At 40.2% G+C, this 20,980-nt stretch carries 20 protein-coding genes and 1 tRNA gene; 10 read left to right on the forward strand and 11 right to left on the reverse strand.

The features are described 5' to 3' along the window. Positions 1-2 precede the first annotated feature (2 nt). Genes CBS1_RS06740 through CBS1_RS06750 form a run of 3 tightly spaced genes read left to right on the forward strand, consistent with a single transcriptional unit; the run spans position 3 to position 2,926 of the window. A complete protein-coding gene (locus CBS1_RS06740) occupies positions 3-1,004 on the forward strand; it encodes a hypothetical protein (protein ID WP_033192342.1) in 1,002 nt (333 codons plus the stop codon). Further along, positions 994-2,019 carry a glycosyltransferase family 2 protein gene (locus CBS1_RS06745; RefSeq protein WP_090222215.1) on the forward strand — a complete coding sequence of 342 codons (1,026 nt, stop codon included), beginning with the start codon at positions 994-996 and terminating at the stop codon, positions 2,017-2,019. The genes CBS1_RS06740 and CBS1_RS06745 overlap by 11 nt, the downstream gene beginning before the upstream one ends. 37 nt (positions 2,020-2,056) lie before the next feature. After that, positions 2,057-2,926 carry a hypothetical protein gene (locus CBS1_RS06750; RefSeq protein WP_090222214.1) on the forward strand — a complete coding sequence of 290 codons (870 nt, stop codon included), beginning with the start codon at positions 2,057-2,059 and terminating at the stop codon, positions 2,924-2,926. A gap of 5 nt (positions 2,927-2,931) precedes the next feature. Here CBS1_RS06750 and CBS1_RS06755 read toward each other — a convergent pair whose 3' ends face one another. Further along, entirely contained in the window at positions 2,932-3,978 is a 1,047-nt protein-coding gene (locus CBS1_RS06755; RefSeq protein ID WP_090222213.1) for a glycosyltransferase, read from the reverse strand. Between the two features lie 5 nt (positions 3,979-3,983). Further along, a complete protein-coding gene (glf, locus tag CBS1_RS06760) occupies positions 3,984-5,093 on the reverse strand; it encodes a UDP-galactopyranose mutase (RefSeq protein WP_033192344.1) in 1,110 nt (369 codons plus the stop codon). 91 nt (positions 5,094-5,184) lie between these two features. Between glf and CBS1_RS06765 the strand changes: the two genes are divergently transcribed. After that, positions 5,185-5,258 (forward strand) — tRNA-Gln (locus CBS1_RS06765). Positions 5,259-5,298: 40 nt separating this feature from the next. Here the strand turns inward: CBS1_RS06765 and hisS are convergent. From hisS to CBS1_RS06785, 4 genes are read right to left on the reverse strand one after another with little or no spacing between them, the layout of a single operon-like run. Next, positions 5,299-6,564, reverse strand: a complete 1,266-nt coding sequence (gene hisS / locus CBS1_RS06770; RefSeq protein WP_090222211.1) for a histidine--tRNA ligase — start codon at positions 6,562-6,564, stop codon at positions 5,299-5,301. Further along, on the reverse strand, positions 6,549-7,286 hold the full coding sequence (locus CBS1_RS06775; protein ID WP_033191740.1) for a tetratricopeptide repeat protein: 738 nt from the start codon (positions 7,284-7,286) through the stop codon (positions 6,549-6,551). Before CBS1_RS06775 ends, hisS begins: the two co-directional genes overlap by 16 nt. Before the next feature lie 21 nt (positions 7,287-7,307). Continuing rightward, complete coding sequence (locus tag CBS1_RS06780) at positions 7,308-8,144, reverse strand: Cof-type HAD-IIB family hydrolase (protein WP_090222210.1); 837 nt, start codon at positions 8,142-8,144, stop codon at positions 7,308-7,310. A gap of 37 nt (positions 8,145-8,181) precedes the next feature. Continuing rightward, complete coding sequence (locus tag CBS1_RS06785; protein ID WP_033191738.1) at positions 8,182-9,261, reverse strand: glucose-1-phosphate thymidylyltransferase; 1,080 nt, start codon at positions 9,259-9,261, stop codon at positions 8,182-8,184. Between the two features lie 301 nt (positions 9,262-9,562). On the opposite strand from CBS1_RS06785, the gene glnA reads away from it, so the two are divergent. The 3 genes from glnA (at position 9,563) to CBS1_RS06800 (ending at position 11,958) form a co-directional block, all read left to right on the forward strand. Beyond that, the gene (glnA, locus tag CBS1_RS06790) at positions 9,563-10,933 is read left to right on the forward strand and encodes a type I glutamate--ammonia ligase (protein ID WP_090222208.1); all 1,371 of its coding nucleotides are present in this window, start codon (positions 9,563-9,565) and stop codon (positions 10,931-10,933) included. Positions 10,934-11,119: 186 nt separating this feature from the next. Next, positions 11,120-11,491, forward strand: coding sequence for a PadR family transcriptional regulator (locus CBS1_RS06795; RefSeq protein WP_033191736.1), 372 nt, complete (start codon positions 11,120-11,122; stop codon positions 11,489-11,491). A 32-nt stretch (positions 11,492-11,523) separates the two neighbouring features. Then, positions 11,524-11,958 (forward strand): NifB/NifX family molybdenum-iron cluster-binding protein, encoded by a 435-nt coding sequence (locus CBS1_RS06800; protein ID WP_033191735.1) that lies wholly within the window; start codon positions 11,524-11,526, stop codon positions 11,956-11,958. Positions 11,959-12,057: 99 nt separating this feature from the next. Here the strand turns inward: CBS1_RS06800 and CBS1_RS06805 are convergent, their stop codons facing one another. Then, complete coding sequence (locus CBS1_RS06805; protein WP_033191734.1) at positions 12,058-13,179, reverse strand: glycerol dehydrogenase; 1,122 nt, start codon at positions 13,177-13,179, stop codon at positions 12,058-12,060. 484 nt (positions 13,180-13,663) lie between these two features. On the opposite strand from CBS1_RS06805, the gene CBS1_RS06810 reads away from it, so the two are divergent. Together CBS1_RS06810 and CBS1_RS06815 are read left to right on the forward strand one after the other, a co-directional pair. Continuing rightward, entirely contained in the window at positions 13,664-14,656 is a 993-nt protein-coding gene (locus CBS1_RS06810; RefSeq protein WP_033191733.1) for a sensor histidine kinase, read from the forward strand. Between the two features lie 29 nt (positions 14,657-14,685). Then, positions 14,686-15,420, forward strand: coding sequence for a LytR/AlgR family response regulator transcription factor (locus CBS1_RS06815; protein ID WP_090222207.1), 735 nt, complete (start codon positions 14,686-14,688; stop codon positions 15,418-15,420). Between the two features lie 28 nt (positions 15,421-15,448). Here the strand turns inward: CBS1_RS06815 and CBS1_RS06820 are convergent, their stop codons facing one another. The 4 genes from CBS1_RS06820 to hrcA form a co-directional block, all read right to left on the reverse strand. Beyond that, positions 15,449-16,648, reverse strand: coding sequence for a hypothetical protein (locus CBS1_RS06820; protein WP_128998133.1), 1,200 nt, complete (start codon positions 16,646-16,648; stop codon positions 15,449-15,451). 251 nt (positions 16,649-16,899) lie between these two features. After that, positions 16,900-18,039, reverse strand: coding sequence for a molecular chaperone DnaJ (dnaJ, locus tag CBS1_RS06825; protein ID WP_033191730.1), 1,140 nt, complete (start codon positions 18,037-18,039; stop codon positions 16,900-16,902). A gap of 26 nt (positions 18,040-18,065) precedes the next feature. After that, entirely contained in the window at positions 18,066-18,701 is a 636-nt protein-coding gene (locus CBS1_RS06830; RefSeq protein ID WP_090222203.1) for a nucleotide exchange factor GrpE, read from the reverse strand. Positions 18,702-18,732: 31 nt separating this feature from the next. Then, a complete protein-coding gene (hrcA, locus tag CBS1_RS06835; protein WP_090222202.1) occupies positions 18,733-19,782 on the reverse strand; it encodes a heat-inducible transcriptional repressor HrcA in 1,050 nt (349 codons plus the stop codon). A gap of 262 nt (positions 19,783-20,044) precedes the next feature. On the opposite strand from hrcA, the gene CBS1_RS06840 reads away from it, so the two are divergent. After that, positions 20,045-20,911, forward strand: a complete 867-nt coding sequence (locus tag CBS1_RS06840) for a DMT family transporter (protein ID WP_090222200.1) — start codon at positions 20,045-20,047, stop codon at positions 20,909-20,911. Positions 20,912-20,980: the final 69 nt, after the last annotated feature.

Consider the following 20,980-nt stretch of genomic DNA (forward strand, 5'->3'; position numbering starts at 1 on the left):
AAATGGGCAGCATTCTCAAAGTTGAGAAAATAAATATACTCATATTAGAGGGGCTTGCGATATTCTTCGTCATGCTTGTACATTCCGGTACACCGAACCAAGTCTATGCTTTTTTTAGCTACGGGCTTGGCGCTCTTGTTTTTGCAAGGGGTTATCAGTGGAAAGAGCGCACAATAAAAGAAGTATTATCATCGAGGATTTTACTTGTTCAAACTTATTACTTTGCAGGTTTAATAAACACCATAGTCTTCTTACTTATCGCTCCACCAAGCGTTGTGAAGTACCCTAAATATGAGTACTTTTTGAATTTATTAATCGGAAGGATGGATAGACTTGATCAGGTGGCGGTTAACGCGATACCTCTTTGGTTTTTCTTAATGTTGTTTTTAGCTGAACTGATGTACTACTTTGTAAGCAAAAACAACGTTCTGTTAATTATTTCCATCGCCTTAGCGCTTGTTCTGAGGATGGTTCCTCACGAACCGCTCGTCTTTAAAATTGATGCTGCTATAGTTTCTCTGCCGTTCTTTTGGCTTGGGAAAATTTGGAAAAAATACAATGTTAAGGTGAGCCTCTTAGGTTTTGTTCTTACTACCGGTGGTTTGCTTCTTATAAGCCAAACGAACGGTGATATATCTTGGAACAACCAGTGGTTTGGCAAAAATGGTGTCATAGCGTTCTTTGGTGAGTTTTTTGCAATCATTGTGATAATATTCCTTTCTGAAGTGGTAAAAGTTCTAAAGGTCGATGGATTTTTCTACAAACTCGCCTTCAATGCACTCTTTGTAATTGCCTATCATATGTTGTTGGGAAGCCTACTGTACGTTATCCTTTCTGCATTTGGGATAGTTATTCCTGATGTTATGAAAGTTTTAAACAAAATGTGGTATATCTATTTTGCATTTGATTTGGCTGTTGTGTATTTGGCGATAAGATATATTCCAGCAAGAGTTAAATCATTTTTGATAGGGGACTTTAGGAGGGTTGTAAAGCGTGTCCGATGAAGCGCTTGTGTCAGTTATAATACCAGCGTACAACCTTGAAAGATACATAGAGCGTTCTTTGAAGAGTGTCTTAAACCAGACATATGAGAATATCGAAATTATATTAGTTGACGATGGCTCAACCGATAGGACAGTTGAAGTGGCGGAGAAAGTGCTCAAAAATTCTGGGAAACCATTCAAAATAATCAGTCAGAAAAATCAAGGTGTGAGTGTTGCAAGGAATACAGGTTTAGCTAACGCGAGAGGGAAGTATATAAAGTTCTTGGATGGAGATGATACGCTCTTTCCATATGCTATAGAAGAGCTTGTTGATGCTTTAGAGACAAATGATTGTCAGATGGCATTTGGAGGACAGGATGTGGTAAATATCGAAGGGAAACAACTTTATGCATACAACGAAACGTACACGTACAACGAGGGAATTTACAGTGGTAAAGAGGTGTTGAAAGATTTTATTACAAGTGTCACGTATGCACATTTAAATACATCTATATTTCGAAAAAACATCATCGAAAACTATACCCTTAGATTCACACAGGGTGCAAGGTATTCAGAAGATAACGAGTTCATAGCGAAATACCTTTATTATTCAAAACGGGTGTATGTCTTTGATAAGGCATTTGCGGAACTTCTTTACCGAACATCGTCAACTACCAAAAGGCCGACTTTAGCAGCATTTCATAACGTTGGTTCGTTGTTGAGGTTGAAAAAGTTTTTTGAGGAAAATGGAGAATCTGAGATTGTTGAAATACTTTTAACAAAAAGCATACCTATTGCTTATTCGTGGACACTTGGTAATCTTGCGTTTAACGGATATCCTTTGAAAGATTGGATGAAACTTGCTAGGAATGAATTAATACGTCAGCAGATAGTGAACGCGCTTCTTGAAGTGAATAAAACAAAAATGGGAAAACAATTAGCTTTCCTTAAAAACATATACAAGATTTCACCTTTTTTATGTTACAGCCTTTTGAGGTTAGCTGGCTGGATATTCAAACTGAATTCGAGACATTAGGATTCGAAGGTTCAATAGTGGATTGAGGTGATAAAAATTGGGCGGTAAGAAATATTTGATAGCTACTGCTTGCAATAAAAAATACGAGGATTTTCTTTTAAATCACTGGTTTAGGTCGTTGAAAGAGAATGTGAATCTGTCAGAAACCGATGTACTTGTAATGGACTACGGTTTATCTGACGAGGTTGTCCAGAAACTTTCTCAACAGGGAGCTATTGTCAGGAAAGCCAGACGGACAGACGGGCATATAAACAACACAAGGTTCTTAGAACTTGCGGACTTTCTTAAAGGAAACACTTTTTACAAAGGAATTGTTCTTTGCGACTCAGGTGATATAATCTTCCAAGATGATATATCAAACCTCTTTAAAGAGAACACGACGCAAATCAAAGCTGTTACAGAAGACATTTCTCCAAATATGGAAATGGTAATCAACGAAAAAAACGTTGATGGAGCTGATGACATAAAAAGAAAGCTTTGGAGAAAGAGATTAATAAATGCGGGTTTTGTTGTCTATCCAAGGAATGTTTACATCGACTTTGTTGAAAGAATGTTCTCTAAAGTGAAGGATATGTACGCTTGGGGAGTTGACATGATTCTTTTGAATTATTACGCCTACGAATCAGGTTTTCTCCAACTCCCTGTAATATACAACTTCATTCCAACAACGGCAAAGGTTAAGTACCTCGTTGAGGATGGTGTGTTCTATGTAGTTAACCATGGTAATAAGATCAAAGTCCGAGTTGTGCACAACGCTGGAGGACATAGGATTTTTAGGCCGATTTTAAACTTCGGATATGGAAAAGGTCACAATATACCAAGACCTGCTACTATATTTATGTTGAGAACTTTTTACGTCACTCTCTCAGCATTAAGAAGATTCGGTGCACTCTTTCAAAAGGAATAGCTCATCTAATTGATTAATTCTCTCAGCAGTTCTTCCAAGTTTTTCCCAGCTGCCAGCTTTTGTGCCAATCTGATTACGTTTCTTTTCCAGAAGTTGTATTCATCTTCTGTGATTTTTGAAAGTTTCTCGTCTAATTCCAACAAATTAGAAATTCCGAAACCGATGTTGTATTCTCTTACAAGCTCAAATATGGCAGCTTCTTTCCACACAATCAACGGCAATCCGCTCACGATGTAAAGTGAAGCTTTGTGAGGCGAATTATATTTTAGATACTCTCCGGTAGTCCCAGCTATCGTTTCTACTTCTTCCCCGTCCCACACTAATCCGAAATGCCCTTCGAGTTTGTAGGGAAGTTCATCGGGATGGAAAGCTCCTTTGAGTTCAAGGAAGCCTTCTTTCATTTGTCCTTGGTAGCCCTTGCCATAGAGATAAATAATATAGTTATTAAAAGACAACTTCTGAAGCATCTTTTCTATAAATTTTGATTTCGCAAGATTACCAGCGAATGCGATTGTGTACTTTCCGAGTGGCTTCTCGGGTATTGAAGAAAGTTTTTGCTGATCCAGGTGGTCAAGTAAATAATCAAAGAATCCAAGTATTAAGACTTCACCCCTGAAACCCAATTCGTTTCTTAGGTAATCTGCCATGTTTTTAGAATGCACTATTGCGTGTGTAAATTTGTTAAACACGCTTCTTTCCCTTGTCTTATCCATTTTCCTCCCCAATCTTATACTTTCAACATCGTGAATCACAATTATTCTTTTTCCCTTTCGGAATGCAGATTTCAGAAAAGGGGTGATGAACCAATCTAAACCTGTTCCGTTTTGAAATACAACGGTCGATTCTGTGAGTTGCTTGTTGCCCCAAGAACGAATTAACAGGGAAAACAATTTGTGAGGCATAAACACCTTTTGGGTATCTTCTGTTTTCCCTTTGAATACGTCTATCCTTTCAAATCCCATATTCATTATTATTCTTTCAACATCCATCTTTGCTTTAAAACCTGCGTTGAATTTGCTTCCCCAGTGAAAATACGGGACATAGTAAACCAATTAGCTCACTCCTTCAACCATCGTTGAACTTTTTCTATACTTGCCTCAATGACTTGGTCCATATTGTAGTACTTGTATTCCGCAAGCCTACCTACAAACAAGTATTCTCCACTTTCTTCTAATTTCCTCACTTGTTCCATATATTTTTCTCGCTTTTCCATATTATCCTGCGTCATCACAATATAGTACGGCTCTCCACTTGCGAGTGGGTATTCAAAACATACTGTTGTCTTGTCGCTCTTTTCGTTTAGAAAGTGCTTGTACTCTGTTATCCTCGTCCAGTCGTAATCGTTTGGGTAATTCACAACCGCAACTGGTTGGTAATATTCTTGGTCGTAAGTCTTCAGCTCAAGCCTTAGTGAACGGTATTCAAGCTTTCCATATGCGTAATCGAAAAATCTATCAAGCTCGCCAGTGTACACCGTCAGTTCAGGTTTGAACAGTTCCCTCACTTCGAAGTAATCTACTCCCGTGAGCACGGCTATGTTTGGGTGATTCAGAATGTTTTCCACCATCTTCGTGTATCCAGCCTTTGGAATCCCCTGATATTTGTCCGAAAAGTATCTATCGTCTCTGTTTGTTCTTATCGGTATTCTCTTTGCCACTTCAGGCGACAATTCTTCAGGGTCTCTTTCCCACTGCTTTATCGTGTAGTTTTTGAAAAACAACTCGTACAGCCTTTCACCAACTTGCGAGACAACAACGTCTCTGAAATTTTTGGGAGGATTATTGAACTTTGATTTCTTTACTTCTTTCTCCAAAAATTCTTCCACTTCGTAGGTTGCTATGTTAACACCAAATACTTCGCATATGGTATCTCTGTTGATTGGAAATGGGATGAGTCTTCCTTCAACGTAGCTTAACACTTTGTGCTGATAGTAATGAAAATCACAGAACCGGTTCACGAAATCCCAGACTTTTTTATTATTTGTGTGAAATATGTGTGGGCCGTAGGTATGGATAGTGATTCCATTTTCGTCTTTGTAATCGTGGCAATGTCCAGCTATATGTCTGTGCTGTTCGATAACAAGAGCCTTTTTTCCTGCTTCAGCAAGCACTCTTGCGGCTGTTGCACCTGCAAGGCCTGCGCCTACTACAACTATCTCAAATTTCATCTTATCACTCCTTATTTGAAATATCCGAATCGAACTTCTGCCATTGACAAGAAAGGTCAGTATGGTAAAATATATCTTGCGTTATATGAGTTGGGAGGTCGTCTAATGGCAGGACTGCGGACTCTGGATCCGCCAGTGGAGGTTCGAATCCTCCCCTCCCAGCCAACAAGTCAGTGAAGCTCCCGAAGGGGAGCTTTTTATTTTTTTATTCCAGTTCGGCCAACAAGTCTTTGATGCCGCTGACTACAAAGTCCTTTTCAAATTCTAATTGCTGGCCTGTCTCCATGTTTTTGACTAATACGATATCCTGTTCGATTTCGTTTTCACCGATGATTATACAAAGTTTAGCACCTGTTCTAGCTGCGTTTTTCAACTGAGCACTTAGTCCGCGTTCCATGATTTCCAAATTAACAGCGATACCTTCCCTGCGCAGTTGTTGTGCTAGCTTCATTGCTTCTATCTTGACTTCTTCACCACCGAAGTGTGCGATGTAAACTTCGTTTATCTTTACATCGTCAACATGTACATTCTCAGCCTTTATCGCAAGAATTAGCCTTTCCATACCCGCAGCAAAACCCAGCGCGGGAACATCTTTGCCGCCGATTTCCTTTATCAGGTTATCGTACCTTCCTCCACCTGCTATTGCGCTCATTGCACCGAGTCTGTGATAGTGCACTTCGAAGACTGTTCGGTTGTAATAATCAAGCCCTCGTACAAGTCTTGGGTCTTCCACGTACTTTATCCCAAGTGCATCAAGTAAGCTTTTCAGCTCTTCGTAGTGTTTTCTTGCGCTATCTCCAATGTAGTCTATGAGTTTTGGGGCTTGTTCTGCATACTGAACATCCACTTTACAATCGAGCAGTCTCAGAGGGTTGCGCTCGTATCTTGCCTTACAATCGTCGCAAAGGTTCTCAAGGTGCTGAGCATAGTATTCTCTGAGTGCTTGCCTGTAATTTGCTCTATCTTCTGCATCGCCAAGTGTGTTTATATGTATCTCAAAATCCACAAGTCCTATATCCCGCAGGAATCTATCCACAAAAGCTATCAATTCGGCATCGGCAAGAGCCGACGGACTTCCGAATATCTCAGCACCAAATTGGTGGAATTGTCTTTGCCTGCCCGATTGCGGGCGTTCGTATCGGAACATAGGGCCTATGTAGAAGTATTTTTGAGGAAAACCTTGAGTGATTAGGCCGTTTTCAACAAACGCACGTACTACCGGTGCGGTTCCTTCCGGTCGCAACGTGATACTCCTACCACCTTTGTCTTCAAACGTGTACATTTCCTTCTGAACTATATCCGTATCTTGTCCAACACTTCTGACGAACAATTTTGTATCTTCAAATATAGGTGTGCGGATTTCCGTAAATCCGTACAGTAAAGACAACTTCCTTGCCCTTTCTTCGATCCAGTACCAGTATTTCATCTCACCACCGTACAGGTCTTCTGTTCCCTTTATTTTTTGGTACACTTCTTTTCCACCTCCGAGAGTCTTTTAACTATCTCATTTTTTGCATCTTCGTCTACTACCTTCCATTCTGGTCTGACAGGTAACAGCAGTGCTGTTTCGTATATGTTCAGTGCATCGCAGAATTGCCCTTTCTTTTCAAGAAGTTTGCCATACATCAGATATGTAAAAATATGCTCTGGATTATTATTTAGTGCCTTTTTCAAATACTGCTCTGCAAGTGAGAGGTTTGGAAAAAGTGGAACTTCCAAGTTGCGCACACCTGCTAAGAAAAATGGTTCCCATTCATTTGGACCGAATTTCATAGCTTGTTCAAGGTGATAGTCGATCTTGTTGACAAGCGTGAGAGCAAGCAGGTTATTTTTTTGAACTCTATGAGATAGCACAACCGCCATTGCGTAGTGAAACTTCCAAAATTCTGGATATTTTTTGAGCATATCATCGGCCAATTTGTAGGCTTTCTCGGAGTAGCTGTAATCTACGCCAGCCCAGCTGTATAGTTCGCTTAGAGCGATTATATAATCGGCCTTCTCTATCAACGATAACTTTTCAAAATCCAACAAGCCAAGAAACTGTATAAGTTCCTTGGCTTGACGGTTGCCTATCATGTATTGAATTTTGTACGATACTTCACTCATCTGTTTTGAGTTCGAAAACAAAGAGCCGGAGAAAACTATCAAAAGTGCAAAGAAGATTAACAATTTGCGGTCTTTTACTATCTTCATCACCAGCTATCAATAGCTTTTTCAATCATCAATCCCCAGTGCCCATTTCTTTACCGCGTAAGCCACACCGGCTTCGTTGTTCGATTTCGTGATGTACCTTGCATATTGCTTCACTTCGTCGTGCCCGTTTTCCATTACGATGGGATATCCAACCATCTTCAAAAGGCCGATGTCGTTGAAGCTATCACCGAGGTACATAGTTTCTTCCGGTGCAACTTTAAAATACTCGAAAAGGTGTTTTATAGAAAGTTCTTTGGATGAATTTGGTCCGAAAATTTCGTAAAATGTTTCGTTTCCAATTGTGGTGTTCTTAACGACACTCGTTTGACTCTCAAGTCCATCAAGTGCCTCATTAATGGCTTGTCTAATTACCAGCTCTTCCCCAACGAGCGCAACTTCTGCAACAGCATCTTTTGTTTTTATGTATTTTAACACATCATCGACAATATTCAACCTCCATTGGTTTTGACCAAGGTAAAGAGAAAAGCTTCCAGAGTACGGCATATCAATGTACATGTCCTTTTCTTCAAGAAAGTCTCTGTAGAGTATGTAGAATAGCTTGTGCCTTCTCGCAGTTTCTATAACTTTAGTTGCAATTTCTGAGCCCAAGGCAGATTTGTATATAATTTTGTTTTCCATCCACTGGTAAATGAATGCACCATTTTGAAAGATAACAGGCACATCGAGTCCCAACTCTTCTACGTACGGTTTCGCCGAATAAAAGTTGCGACCTGTTGCGACACTTACGTGTATTCCTTTTTCCATGGCTGCTCTCAGTACTTCGATATTTTCCTTTGGTATATGCTTTTCATCGTTTAAAAGCGTACCATCAAGGTCTGTAACGATAAGTTTTACCATCCTTTAAACCTCCGGATTTTTCTTTAGCAACATAAGTTCATCTTGAAACAACAACTTTACTAAGGTCACCGACGATAATTTGTACGCCCTTCGGCTTACCGTCGTTTTCTACAATCTCGACCTTTTTGCCTATGAGAGAAGAGTCTATTCTGAAAGATAAGTTAGATATTTTGACTTCGTCCATGACGATAGAGTTCTCTATTTCACAGTTTTCGATCATTACACCGTTGCCTATCGATGTGTAGGGACCTATGTATGCATTTGAAATTGTACAATTATCTCCTATAATCACAGGTCCTCTAATAACGCTGTTGACAACTTCTGAATTCTTCCCTATACTGACCCTACCTTGGATGACGGAGGAGGCTTCAACTGTTCCTTCGATTTTAAATTCTTCAATGATATCGTCCAATATCTTGTGATTTGCTTCTATCAAATCCTCAGGCTTTCCCGTGTCTTTCCACCAACCGTAAATGATGTGTCCTTCAACTGTACCTTTGTTTTGAATAAGCCAATCTATTGCGTCTGTGATTTCGAGCTCTCCTCTCCAGGAAGGCTTGATGTTCGCTATGCCTTCGAAGATGTCTTTCCTGAACAAATAAAGCCCGATTATTGCGAGATTTGAAGGTGGTTCTTTTGGTTTCTCGATGGTTTTGACAATCCTGTTACCTTCCATTACTGCTATACCAAAGCGGGAAGGGTCTTGAACTGGGGAAAGCATGATCAATGCGCTGAGGTCTTTCTTCTCTTCGAACTCTTTTACAAAAGGTCTGATGTCGTCCATGATGAGGTTGTCGCCGAGGTACATCATGAAATCCTCGTCACCGAGGAAGTCCTTTGCCATGAGGACAGCATGCGCCAAACCCTTTGGCTCTTCTTGGAGGATGTAAGTTAATTTGACACCGTGCTGGGAACCGTCACCGAGCGCACTTATGAAATCCTCTCTGTTTTCGGGACTTACGATGATGCCGATGTTGGTGATCCCGGCGCTTTTTATTTTTTCAATCGTGTAGAGAATAACAGGTTTGTTTGCTACCGGAATGAGGTGCTTTGCTGTTGTATACGTGAGTGGTCGTAATCGCGTTCCTTTCCCTGCGCAAAGGATAATAGCCTTCACCTTTCTCACCCCTTATGATTTTTTGTAGATAAGTTTACTATTTTGAGAAGAGCTTGAGCAAAACTATTATATTACAAGAAGGCTGAAATTCAAACATTTCTAATTGAAAATGTGCGTGGTATTAGTGAGCATACTGAAGGATTTTTAAGAAAAGATGAGAAGTTCTGAGAATAGGTAAAGGTAAATCGTTTTTTGTACGCTCCATTGAACTGTTGTAATTTGTTTCTCCAAAAAAACCGTGATAGCATTAGTATGGAAGAAAGTGCCGTACACAAACTTTCGAATTCTGGGAGGGAACGAAATGACCAGTTCTCAGGTTCTAAAGCTGGTAGAACAAGAGGGAATAAATTTTATCGACCTTAAAGTTGTCGACCTGTGGGGCAGATGGAGGCACGTGACGCTTGCGAAGACCAATTTTTCTGAAAAAACTTTTGTCGAAGGTGTAGGATTTGACGCTTCCAACCTCGGCTATGCTGAGGTCTTCAGCAGTGATATGGTTATAATCCCTGATCCGGAGACTGCGATAATAGAAGAATACGATGGTGAAAAAGTTCTCTCAATGATTTGCGATGTCTATGAAGTTGAGAATATGACACCATGTTCGCATGACCCAAGGACGATTTTGAAGAAGACTCTTGAATCAATAAAAGACATTGCAGATGAGGTTTACCTTGGACCAGAGTACGAGTTCCACATATTCGAAGATGTGAGATACGATGTAAAGCCGAACAGGATAATGGTCGAAATCGATAGTGGGGAAGGTTTTTGGAAGTCAGGTGAAACGGGTGAGTATTTTATTGGAAGAAAAAAAGGTTACCACAGAATTCCGCCGTTTGACAGGTTGATGGAAGTAAGGAATGCGATTGTTAAAAAGTTGCTTGAGTACGGCGTACCTGTGAAGTACCACCACCACGAGGTTGGAACGTGTCAGGTGGAAATTGAACTGACACTTGTTGACGCGTTGAAAGCGGCAGATTACACGATGCTTGTCAAACACGTCGCAAGAATGGTTGCGAAGCAATACGGTTACTTGGTGACGTTCATGCCCAAACCGTTGTACGATGAAGCGGGCAACGGTATGCACGTGCACCAATTCTTGAAAAAGAACGGTAAGAACATATTCAACGGAGACAAACTCTACAACCTTTCGCAAGAGGCTCTCTGGTATATCGGTGGTGTGCTGAAGAACGCACCGGCACTCATGGCTTTCACCAACCCGTCAACGAACTCGTATCGTCGTTTGGTTCCCGGATTTGAGGCACCAACGAACGCTGTGTTTGCACTTGCAAATAGAACATCAGCTATAAGAATTCCGGCGTACGTAAAAGATCCCGAAAAGCGCAGAATAGAGTTCAGAACGATAGATGCAACATGTAATCCGTACCTTGGCTTTGCTGCAATGATATTGGCAGGTGTCGATGGCATCAGAAAGCATACAGATCCAACAGCAGAAGGCTTTGGACCTTTCGAAGGGGATGTGTACGAAAAGGAACTGAAACCACTACCAAAGTCGCTAGAAGAAAGCTGCGTTGCTTTGAAAAACAACCATCAATTTCTAACCACATTCCCAAAAGAGCTAATCGAACATTGGGTAAAAACAAAGTTAATTGAAGAAAGACAGGTCAATTCCGTTCCACATCCGAAAGAATACGATTTGTATTTCGATGTGTAATGCGTTAAGATAGTTTTGTCCCAGAGAAGCTTCCTCATACCAGTACCCCCAGCCCTCGGCGCTTTCAGGCCCGAGGGTTTTGTTTTTACACAGTATTGACAATTTATCAGTAATGATATATAATCATTTTGGAAAGTGGAACACTCTTATCTTACTTATCTTGACGTGTTAATGGAGGTGTGAGGTTTGCGTAGAAAATGTGGATGTAGTCACCAAGGGCATGGTCCTCACAGATGTGGAGAAATGGGATTTTCGGTTGGAGACTACTTAACGGCAGCTATTTTGAAAGAGCTATTGAAAAAACCAATGCACGGGTACGATTTGTACGAGAAGATAATCAACTCCGAGTATTATCCATTTAAACATGACCAAAGTGTTGTTTATAGCTTGTTGAGAAAACTTAATTCGCTCGGGTTTTTAAGGTACTCTCTTGAAGAGGGAAATGGTGGAGTGAGGAAAGTTTACGAAGTTACTGAGGAAGGTTCTAGATATCTAGAAGAACTTACTAACTATATAGCTGATCTAAAAGACGCTTTTGAGAAATTTCTCAATTATTAACAAAGATATTTTAGAATTCAGGAGGTGGCGTTATGAGGTTTGTTATTCCAACGGACGATGGTAACGTAGTTGCGGATCATTTCGGAAGAGCTATGTATTTCATGAAAGTGGAAATTAAAGATGGGAAAGAGATTTCAAGAATTTTGGTAGACAACCTCCATGCGAGAAGTCACGGAAACCATGGGCACCATGGACACTACGAACCCGGGCATCACGAACATGCACATGGATATGGACATGGACGCGAGTTCGGACATGAGCATGAACACGGACATGGACATGAAGAGGTTTTTGCCTCAACGGGAGAAATAGATGCGGTAGTTGCCGTGAGAATTGGTCCGCATATGTTTGAAGACCTTAAAGAAAGAGGCGTAGATATTTATCTTGTAAAGCCTCGCACTTCAATAAACGAAATTGTCTCTAAGATGCTCTCAGGTGAGTTAAAAAAGCTCGAATTAAGAAAATAAGAGCAACGAATCAATAGAAAAATCCTTGGCGGAAGCCAAGGATTTTTTTGGAGATTTTCAATAACTTAGAGAAAGGTTTAATCAACTGTTTCGTGTTTATCAGTGTTGATTGCTCTTGATTTGCTTTCGCTTCAAATAATCTTTGCCTAACATATCTGCAGTGATAATTGCCGCATAAACCATATCTGGTGTAACCTTAAACGGCATATTATGAATTGTTTCGCCTTCTGCGCACGCGGCTTGTGAAACAATTCGTATTTTCTCTTCTGTGCCATCTAAAATTCCCATTTGTTCCAAGGTTACTGGTAAGCCTACTTTAACACAAAAATCTAAAACTTCTTCTATTTCTTTCTCCGAACTATTTTGCAAAACTAGCTGGGCAAGTGTTCCAAATGCTACTTTTTCGCCGTGGTATAGATGATGGCAATCTTCAACCAACGTAAAGCCGTTATGAATTGCATGAGCGGCTGCTAAACCACCGCTTTCAAACCCAACACCGCTCAGATATATGTTAGCCTCAACAATTCTTTCGAGCGCTTCTGTAACAACTTTTGCCTCTGCAGATAATTTAGCCTTGTAACCTTCGTTTATTAAGGTTTCATAGCATAATCTGGCTATTGTAATAGCGGTGAGTGTTGGTTCCCCGCCAGCCATAGTAATCGCATGTGAATCATAACACGCTTTCGCTTCAAAGTATGTTGCAAGGGCATCACCCATACCTGCCACAAGTAATCTAACAGGTGCTTTTGAGATAATTTCCGTATCGACGATTACAATATCTGGGTTTTTGGGGAATAGTAAGTATTCCTCGAAAACACCATCGTCAGTATAAATCACCGATAGAGCACTACACGGTGCGTCGGTCGATGCAATTGTTGGAACAATAATGACAGGAGTGTTTCCATAATAGGCGACGGCCTTTGCTGTATCAAGAGCCTTTCCTCCACCTACTCCTATAACTCCCGAGCATTTATGTGTTCGTAACAAGCTCACCAATCTACTTATCTCGTTCTTTGAGCACTCTCCTTTGAATATTTCAAATACTCCTTCGATGCCGTGTTGGTTGAGACTTTTTTCGATAGTTTCTCTCGTCAAGTTCATCACAAACTCATCGGCAATGATGAAATATCTTTTTCCAAAAGGTTCCAGATACTTTCCGATGTAGTGTAAAGCACCAGCTCCTTGGATGTATTTCATAGGTGACTGGATAATTCTTAGCATACGCTTATTCCTCCTTCTCTTCAAAGTTATAAAGTTCTGTTGAAAAACGAAAATTACTATCTTCAAAATATCCTTCAGCTCGATGTTTTGGTGCTTTTTGAGAATTTAAAAGCATACGTACTTGATTGAGAAAAATTGGTTGACCAGATTAAAAATGGAAGCGGAATAATTGTGATATTTTTCACATTACATTCTTATTTTACCACTGCTGATAGCGTGTGTCAATAACTTTAGTGAAAAAAATCACTTATATGATAAACAAAGTAAATTATGTTGAATAAACAGCTTGAGTGAGACATTTGACAGACTTTGCAAAATTTTTTTGAATTTCTCACTCAGCATATAAGAAGTAGTTGGTAAAGTTTCGTAAGTTTCATGATAAAATTTTATTTGGATACACAAGTTATTAGACGAGAACTGAGCGTTATTTGTGATGAATTCTTATTATATGAGTATTTACAAGACATTGTGAGGGGCGATTTTTGTGCGGGTTTTCCTATTTTTGCAATTAATAGCGCTTGTTATCTTTGTGTATACTATGTATTTTCTCCCTTCTAATCTGTATTTTATTTCCGTCGTTTCTATATTCATCATTGTGAACACGGTCGGGCTCACCTACTATATTTTCAGAGCTTGGGCAAAGGAGTTGATTGCATCTTCTAAATCGAAATGGAGCAGATTTTTGTATTTTCTCTTAGTCGTAGTTGCTATCGTTGGCATTACTTTCTTGTTCTTGAACATATCTGGGATGTGGATTTCTAAGTATTCCGAAGATTCACTTGCAAACTTCACCAATTCGCTACTTGTCGTCTCAACATTTTTACTGGTTTCGTTTGGTATTGCTTACCTCACACTCAGGAGGGAATTAGAAAGACAGCTGCGAGAGTACGAAAAGCTTAAAGGTGCACAGCAGAAGTTGAGTATACAGGTTATCCGATACAAAACGAATCCACACTTTCTTTACAATTCGTTGAGTACAGCGATATCGATGCTGGATTTAGGTGAGGCACCAGAAGCTGTTAAAGAATATCTCTCAAATCTTGCGGAACTCTTCAGAACGGTCTTTCAAGCACCGGAGGTTTGGACGTTGAAAGATGAACTTGAGTTAGCAGCTCGGTACTTGGAAATTCAGAAGCTTCGGATAGAAGGGCTGAACTACGAAATCAAAGTCGATGCAGAATGCGACAAGGTTAGAATTCCATCATTGGTGCTCCAGCCTATCGTTGAGAACGCTGTAATCCACGGGATCGCTAAGTCTAAGGACGGAAGAAAAATACTTATCGAATGCTTTATTGAGAATGGTCGTGTCGTTATTAAGGTCATCGATGATGGGAAAGGTAGTGAAAACATAGTTCCCGGCACGGGTTTAAAACTTGTTGAAGAATTGCTGAAAGCGTTTGCAAGGAACGTTGAGCTAAAGGTTGAAAGCTACCCTGAAAAGGGTACCACAGTTATACTTTCTTGGCAAAGGGTTTAAAGTGTTTAGTGCTTTTTAGGGGGGAGCATATGACTTGCGTTATAGTCGAAGATGAGAAGCTTTTGGCATTGTTATTGGAAAAGATGGTGAAAGAGGAAGGAATAGATGTGCTTGGCGTTGCCAAAGATGCGGAGGAAGCGATAGCAATCATTAACGAGAAGAAGCCTGATATCGTATTTCTTGACATAAACTTAGGAGAACACGATGGATTCTATGTACTTGAACATGTCAGCCACAGGCCATACGTGATATTTACAACAGCGTATTCTGAGTACGCTGTAAAGGCGTTTGAAGAGAATGCGGTAGATTACTTGTTGAAACCTATAAAGAAAGAAAGACTGCAAGAAGCCATTGAAAAAGTCAGGAAATTGAGCGCTTTAGAAAGAGTGAGTATTTCTCAGAGTATAGAAAAAGTGAAGGATTTGGCGCAGAAGGTAAAGAGTGGAAAGTTTATTGTGGAGGTTGGTGATGAGATTCTATTTTTGAACGTTGACGAGATAGTTTTTCTAACTTCTGAAGAAGGTGAAACGATAGTTGTTGCAGAGGACAGGAAGCTGAAGACAAGAACTTCTCTCAAAGATTGCGAAGCCAAGCTTCCTGCAGAAAAGTTTTTAAGGGTACATAAATCTTACATAATCAATGTTGAAAAGATAAAGAAGATAATCCGGAATTACTTTGGTACAGTAGCACTCGAGCTCTCAAATGGAGAAATCATCCCAGTAGGTAGAAATTACAAAGATTCGATAAAAAAACTGCTCGAATGAATCGAGCAGTCTATATTGTTATCTGATTTTAGCTCTCGATATTTGACAACAACTTGATTAGACCTTTCATCTTTCCATCCTTCATGATAGTACCGGATAACACAAAAACATTTCTTTTTTCGTCATACGATATCGAAAAGAGCATGCCGTAGTCTGTATCGATGGTTTTTTCAACGACCTGTAGCTTGCCTGAGCTTTTGTCGTATTCAAAAAGGCCGTACCAAGGGAGTTTCTTTTCGCCATCGTATTTATAACCTGCAAAGTAGAGCGTATCTATTCCATTTTGTCCTTCACTTTGCAAACTGTTCAACACAGAATGGATTCTCACGTTCTCACCAAATGTTTTTATATACTCCACTTGACCGTTTATTGTAAGCTTTGCGATGAATGCACGTTCGGTTCCCAATCTTTCAGAGTTAGCATCGTTGAAATTTTCGTACACGTATCCGGAAACAAAGATAGCTCTCTCTGTGATAGACAAGTCCATAGGCCAGAGAGTATGTGAATTGGTTAAGACGGTCTGCCAAATTAACTGTCCAGCCGAATTGTAGCTAACAACGTACCCGTCGTACCTTGTTCCGTCTGTGAATGAATTACTTGATCCGGCAACGAGTATTTGACCTTTCATTGGATCATAGCCGACGGCATAGGCTCTATCCCAGCGTGTACCACCGAAGCTTCTATCCCAGATGATTTTTCCATCACTTGAGAACATAACAGTCCAGTAATCATGTTCGCCGAAGTTCTCTGTTACGTCGTTACCCTTGGCATAGTTATCGCCAACAAATACGAAGTTGTTCCCAGCTCTTACCATTCGATATGCCCTGTCCCAATCCGGTCCCCCGTAAGTTTTTTGCCAAATAGTGTTTCCATTCTTGTCTAAACGCAAAAGTAAAACATCGTATCTTCCTTTGGTACCTAAGCTTTTCGAAGAGGTTGTTCCGAGCACAAAAAAACCATCGTCGGTTTGAATGATATCGTATCCGAGATCGTCATTCTCAGCACCGAAGGTTTTAACCCATACGATGTTACCGTCATCATCGACTTTGGTCAAAAGTATTTGATATTTTTCACTTTCATCAGCTATGGTCGAACCTATTCCTACAAATCCATCAGGCGTGCTAATAACTCTTGATATCCGTGATTCGAAACCTTTGTCGATTGTTATCTCTTTGTCAATTTTTGCGGTTAGCTGAGTTGAACTGGAAATACCTTTTAAAAAGGCCAAAAACGTCGAACTGCGTGAGAAAATGAATCCAAAACTAAGAACGAAAATCCCCAGAATTAAAAATAGCAGAGTAATTGAAATCAAGGTTTTTGATTTAGCATGTCTTTGCGATTTTTTGGGCTCTGGCCCACTGGAGTGGGTTGAAGAACCTAGCGGATTAAGAGCCTCTCGATTTCTGAACGCTTTCTTGCTACGTGATTTACTATATTTTAAAGCCTTTCTCGTAGTATTTAGTTTGTCTCTGTCAAGTCTCAAATTTCTATGCCCCTTTCTTTGGCTATTTCTTCAAGGAGTTTTCTCTCTTTTGATGAGACTTTCCTTGGGATTGAGACCTTCACTTCTACTATTAGATTGCCACGTCTACCTGTCCTTGCGTTTGGAATGCCCTTGCCTTTGATAACTATACGTTCGTTGGGCTGTGTCCCCGCAGGTATCTCCACTGGAACTCGTTCGCCGTTTGGCAATGTAACATATACGATGCCACCGAGTATAGCACTGATGTAATCAACGGGAACAGTTACTATTATATCATCACCTTCGCGTTTGTAGTCGCTTGTTTTTCTAACTTTAACGTGGACATACAAATCTCCGTAATCTCCACCGTTTGTTCCAGCATTCCCTTTTCTCGGAATTCTGATAACCGCTCCATCTTCTACACCTGCTGGGATGTTCACGACTGCGTTTGTTTTTCTTCTAATTCTTCCTGCTCCTTTACACACATGGCAGGTTTCTCCCGGAATTGTGCCGCTACCACCACAGACGTCACAGGTATATTGGTTAATAAACACACCGAACGGTGTTCTTCTCTCTTCCCGAACAACGCCAGTTCCATGGCACTTCGAACATGTCACCCATTTACTTCCAGGTTCTACTCCTTCTCCCTTACAGTTCTCGCACAATTCATACCTGTCGTACTCAACGGTTACATCTCTTCCAGTAAAGACGTCAGCTTCTGAAATGGTCACTTCAAGGTTTATATCCTCTCCTCTTTTGGCATACCTTCTACCACCTGTTGTTCGTTGCGTTTGCGATGTACTTGTTCTATGCCCTCCAAAGAATATGTTGAATATATCATCATTTAAGAAGTCCCTGAAGATATCACTTATATCTTCAAATCCAAATCCGTTACCCCTACCGGACGGCTCGTAAACATAGCCACCTTCACCTACGTATCCAAACTTATCGTACATTGCACGTTTCTGTGGGTCGCTCAGCACCTCGTAAGCTTCCTGTATCTCTTTAAATCTTTGCTCGGCTTCCTTTTTCTTATCTCCCGTATGCCTATCTGGATGCCACTCTTTAACAAGCTTCTTGTAAGCCGCCTTTATCTCATCTTCTGATGCATTTCTTGGCACGCCAAGTATTTCGTAGTAATCTTTTCTTGCTGGCATATTGTATCACCTCTGCTTGTCATTTTTTATTGCTCATTCTCTTGCTTGTTCTCTGTCATGTTCTCAGATGTTTCTGCCTTCTTCCTTGGTTTTACAGCAACGCGCACTTTCGTTGGTTTTACAACCTGTCCGTTGAATGTGTAACCGTCTTCAATAACTTCAAGGATTGTGTATTCTTCAACATCATCGCGTTCTTCTTTCTCAAAGGCTTCATGGTTGAACGGGTCGAATTTACCTGTTGCGTCTATAACCCTTAATCCTTCGTTCTCCAAGGTCTTCAAGAGTTTTTCATATATCTTCTCTACTCCAAGTTTGAACTTTTCCAGGTCATTATCGGATTCGTAGTACTTAAAAGCCCTCTTGAAGTCATCTAAAATTGGTATAAGTGCTTTGATGATGCGAAGTGCGGTTGACTTTGAGGCATCTTTCAGCTGCCTGTCGACGTCCAATTTGTAGTTTTCAAACGTTGCTTTGATTATGCGTGCTGCATTCTGGATTTCTTTTAGTTGGTTTTCAAGTTCGGCTATTTTCTCCTTTAACTGCTTGTTTTCCTCGAATAATCCGTTCTGATTCATCTCTTCGTTCTCCTTTATCTCATTTAAATTTTGCGAATTATTGTTTTGCATTTCTTTCATTTCGTTTATTTTCTTTTCTTCACACATGGTCTCAACCTCCTTCTTATCTGGATTGATTTTAGATATTTCTCGATACAACAGTGAAGTATTCACTCAATCTGTTGAGCATGAATTCAAAGCTGTCGATGACTAAGTCATATCTCCCGTATTTGTCAAAGATGACAGCAACGCGCCCAACAGGTGTATCTTCTGAATAAAACTGACCGAGCATTACCGAGAAGTCTTCCAAGAATCTAAGGCCGTGTTCTTTACCGATGAATATATCGTTTTCAAGCTCAAAGAGTTCTTTGTAGAATGTGTCCGACGCGACGTATGCAAGGATGTTCTGCAATTTCTTCAGGTTGATTCTTTCATTTGAAAGTAAGTTTGGTAGTCCCTCTGTTATGTAATCTTCGTAACTCTCAACTGATAGTCTTTCAGTTATTTCCAGGAAACCTCGGCTGAGCGTTCCGAAATCGTTCTCTTTGAAGTTGTTTAAATTGCTCAAGTTATTTATTCGAGCGAGAATATCCCTAAGCTTGGACCTGAATTCGTTCAAAGTTAGTCCTGTCATTACTTTGTTGAGCATTTCTTCTATTTTTTCCGTCTCGTCGAGTTCACTGTGTTGGATCGGGATTGATGAGCTTAGACCAAGCGATGTTATTATATTCGCGATCGAGAAATTCTTGCTTACAGGTGTGACAACTATCCTTTTTATCCTTAAAGTTAACGGACTCGGTTTTTCGATGACAACCATACCTTTTGTTGAAGAACTTAAAAGTTTTGCGGCACCTGTAAGGACCTTTTCCATATCACCGATAGGGAAACGTGCCGCAACTTCGACGTGTGTGCTCTTTGATTTTATTTCTTCTCTAATTTTCCTAAGTTCGTTTACATAAAACCTGAGACCTTTGTCCGTTGGGACACGACCAGCTGATGTGTGCGGCTGGTATATATAGCCTGTTCTCATCAACCGATTCATGTCGTTTCTGATAGTGGCACCAGACCTTTCAATCGTAGCACTTTCCAAAACCCTTTTTGAACTCACTGGGGTTTTGGTATTGATGTACTCTTGAACGATACAATAGAGAACTTTCTTCTGCCTTTCGGTGATATCGTTTCCGAGCATACTTAACTATCACCTCGCTTTTTTGTATATCCATTCTTGCTGTTCTATTATTATCAAACTTATTAGCAATCAACATCCAAGTCTGCTAATATATTACCACAGATTTGTCGATTTGTCAATTTCTTGAGAGCTTACAATACGGTGTTGTTCGGATTTTTGTTACATAAAACTCTTCTTGATGAAAGGATTATTTTTGATAAAATAGAGACATAAAATTGTGCGGAATGCGAACTTTCTTATCGATGAAGATGAGGTGGTCCCTGTGAACTGGAAGGTTTATATATCTGGAGTAGCTGTTTCTGCTATATTTGGATTGTCTTTTCTTTTTACCAAAAACAGCATACAGCACATCAACGTCTACACGTTCTTAGCTTACAGGTTTGCAGTGGCAAGTATCGTTATGCTTTTGCTCGTTGGTGTTGGAGTTATCAGGTTGTCAAAAAAGCCATATTGGAAATTGTGGAAGGTGGCTTTATTTCAACCGATTCTGTACTTTGTTTTTGAAACAAACGGGTTAAGATTTGCGACTTCTTCGGAAGCAGGGATGTTGATCGCTTTGATTCCGATTGTAATTACCGTTCTAAGTCCTTTGCTATTGAAGGAAAGAATAAAGTGGTACCAATTTCTGTTCGCTTTTCTGAGCTTTTTTGGTGTCTTTCTTATCGTTGCGAGTGGTGGTTTTGAGCAAGGAGCGCTTGTCGGAAAGCTCTTGATCTTAGGTGCTGTGCTTTCTGCAGCTCTTTACAATATCTTCTCGAGGAAGTTGTCTGCACAGTTCACACCTGTGGAGACGACGTTCTTCATGATGATAACGGGTTTTGTGTTCTTCTTTTTGGTGAGTATCTTCACAGGTCAGTTCAAGGTAACACTCCATCCGGCTGTTATAATGGGAGCATTGTACCTTGGTGTGCTTTCTTCAACAGTTGCGTTCTTTTTGGTGAATTTCATGCTCAGCAAAGTTCCGCCAACGGTCTCTTCACTTTTTTCGAATTTGACAACGGTGATTTCAGTAATTGCTGGTAGTGTCATCAGACATGAGAAGATTGCGGCATTGCAGATACTTGGAATGGTTTTAATACTCGTATCACTTGTGGCTAACTCCTATTTGAAAAGTAAAGAAATGCACTGACAACGGTATAAATCAAATGAATTAAAAAGCCCTCGGTTTTTTCCGAGGGCTTCGTTTTAAATTACAGCT

The sequence above is a fragment of the Fervidobacterium changbaicum genome (assembly GCF_004117075.1).
In the GTDB taxonomy this organism is placed as follows: domain Bacteria; phylum Thermotogota; class Thermotogae; order Thermotogales; family Fervidobacteriaceae; genus Fervidobacterium; species Fervidobacterium islandicum.

Excerpts from the sequence above, each read along its gene's own strand:
- hrcA (WP_090222202.1), bottom strand. The coding sequence starts at position 19,782 with ATGCTCGGAAACGATATCACCGAAAGGCAGAAGAAAGTTCTCTATTGT.
- CBS1_RS06775 (WP_033191740.1), bottom strand. The coding sequence starts at position 7,286 with ATGAAGATAGTAAAAGACCGCAAATTGTTAATCTTCTTTGCACTTTTG.
- CBS1_RS06815 (WP_090222207.1), top strand. The coding sequence starts at position 14,686 with ATGACTTGCGTTATAGTCGAAGATGAGAAGCTTTTGGCATTGTTATTG.
- CBS1_RS06740 (WP_033192342.1), top strand. The coding sequence starts at position 3 with ATGGGCAGCATTCTCAAAGTTGAGAAAATAAATATACTCATATTAGAG.
- glnA (WP_090222208.1), top strand. The coding sequence starts at position 9,563 with ATGACCAGTTCTCAGGTTCTAAAGCTGGTAGAACAAGAGGGAATAAAT.
- CBS1_RS06780 (WP_090222210.1), bottom strand. The coding sequence starts at position 8,144 with ATGGTAAAACTTATCGTTACAGACCTTGATGGTACGCTTTTAAACGAT.
- CBS1_RS06830 (WP_090222203.1), bottom strand. The coding sequence starts at position 18,701 with ATGTGTGAAGAAAAGAAAATAAACGAAATGAAAGAAATGCAAAACAAT.
- CBS1_RS06800 (WP_033191735.1), top strand. The coding sequence starts at position 11,524 with ATGAGGTTTGTTATTCCAACGGACGATGGTAACGTAGTTGCGGATCAT.
- dnaJ (WP_033191730.1), bottom strand. The coding sequence starts at position 18,039 with ATGCCAGCAAGAAAAGATTACTACGAAATACTTGGCGTGCCAAGAAAT.
- glf (WP_033192344.1), bottom strand. The coding sequence starts at position 5,093 with ATGAAATTTGAGATAGTTGTAGTAGGCGCAGGCCTTGCAGGTGCAACA.
- CBS1_RS06805 (WP_033191734.1), bottom strand. The coding sequence starts at position 13,179 with ATGCTAAGAATTATCCAGTCACCTATGAAATACATCCAAGGAGCTGGT.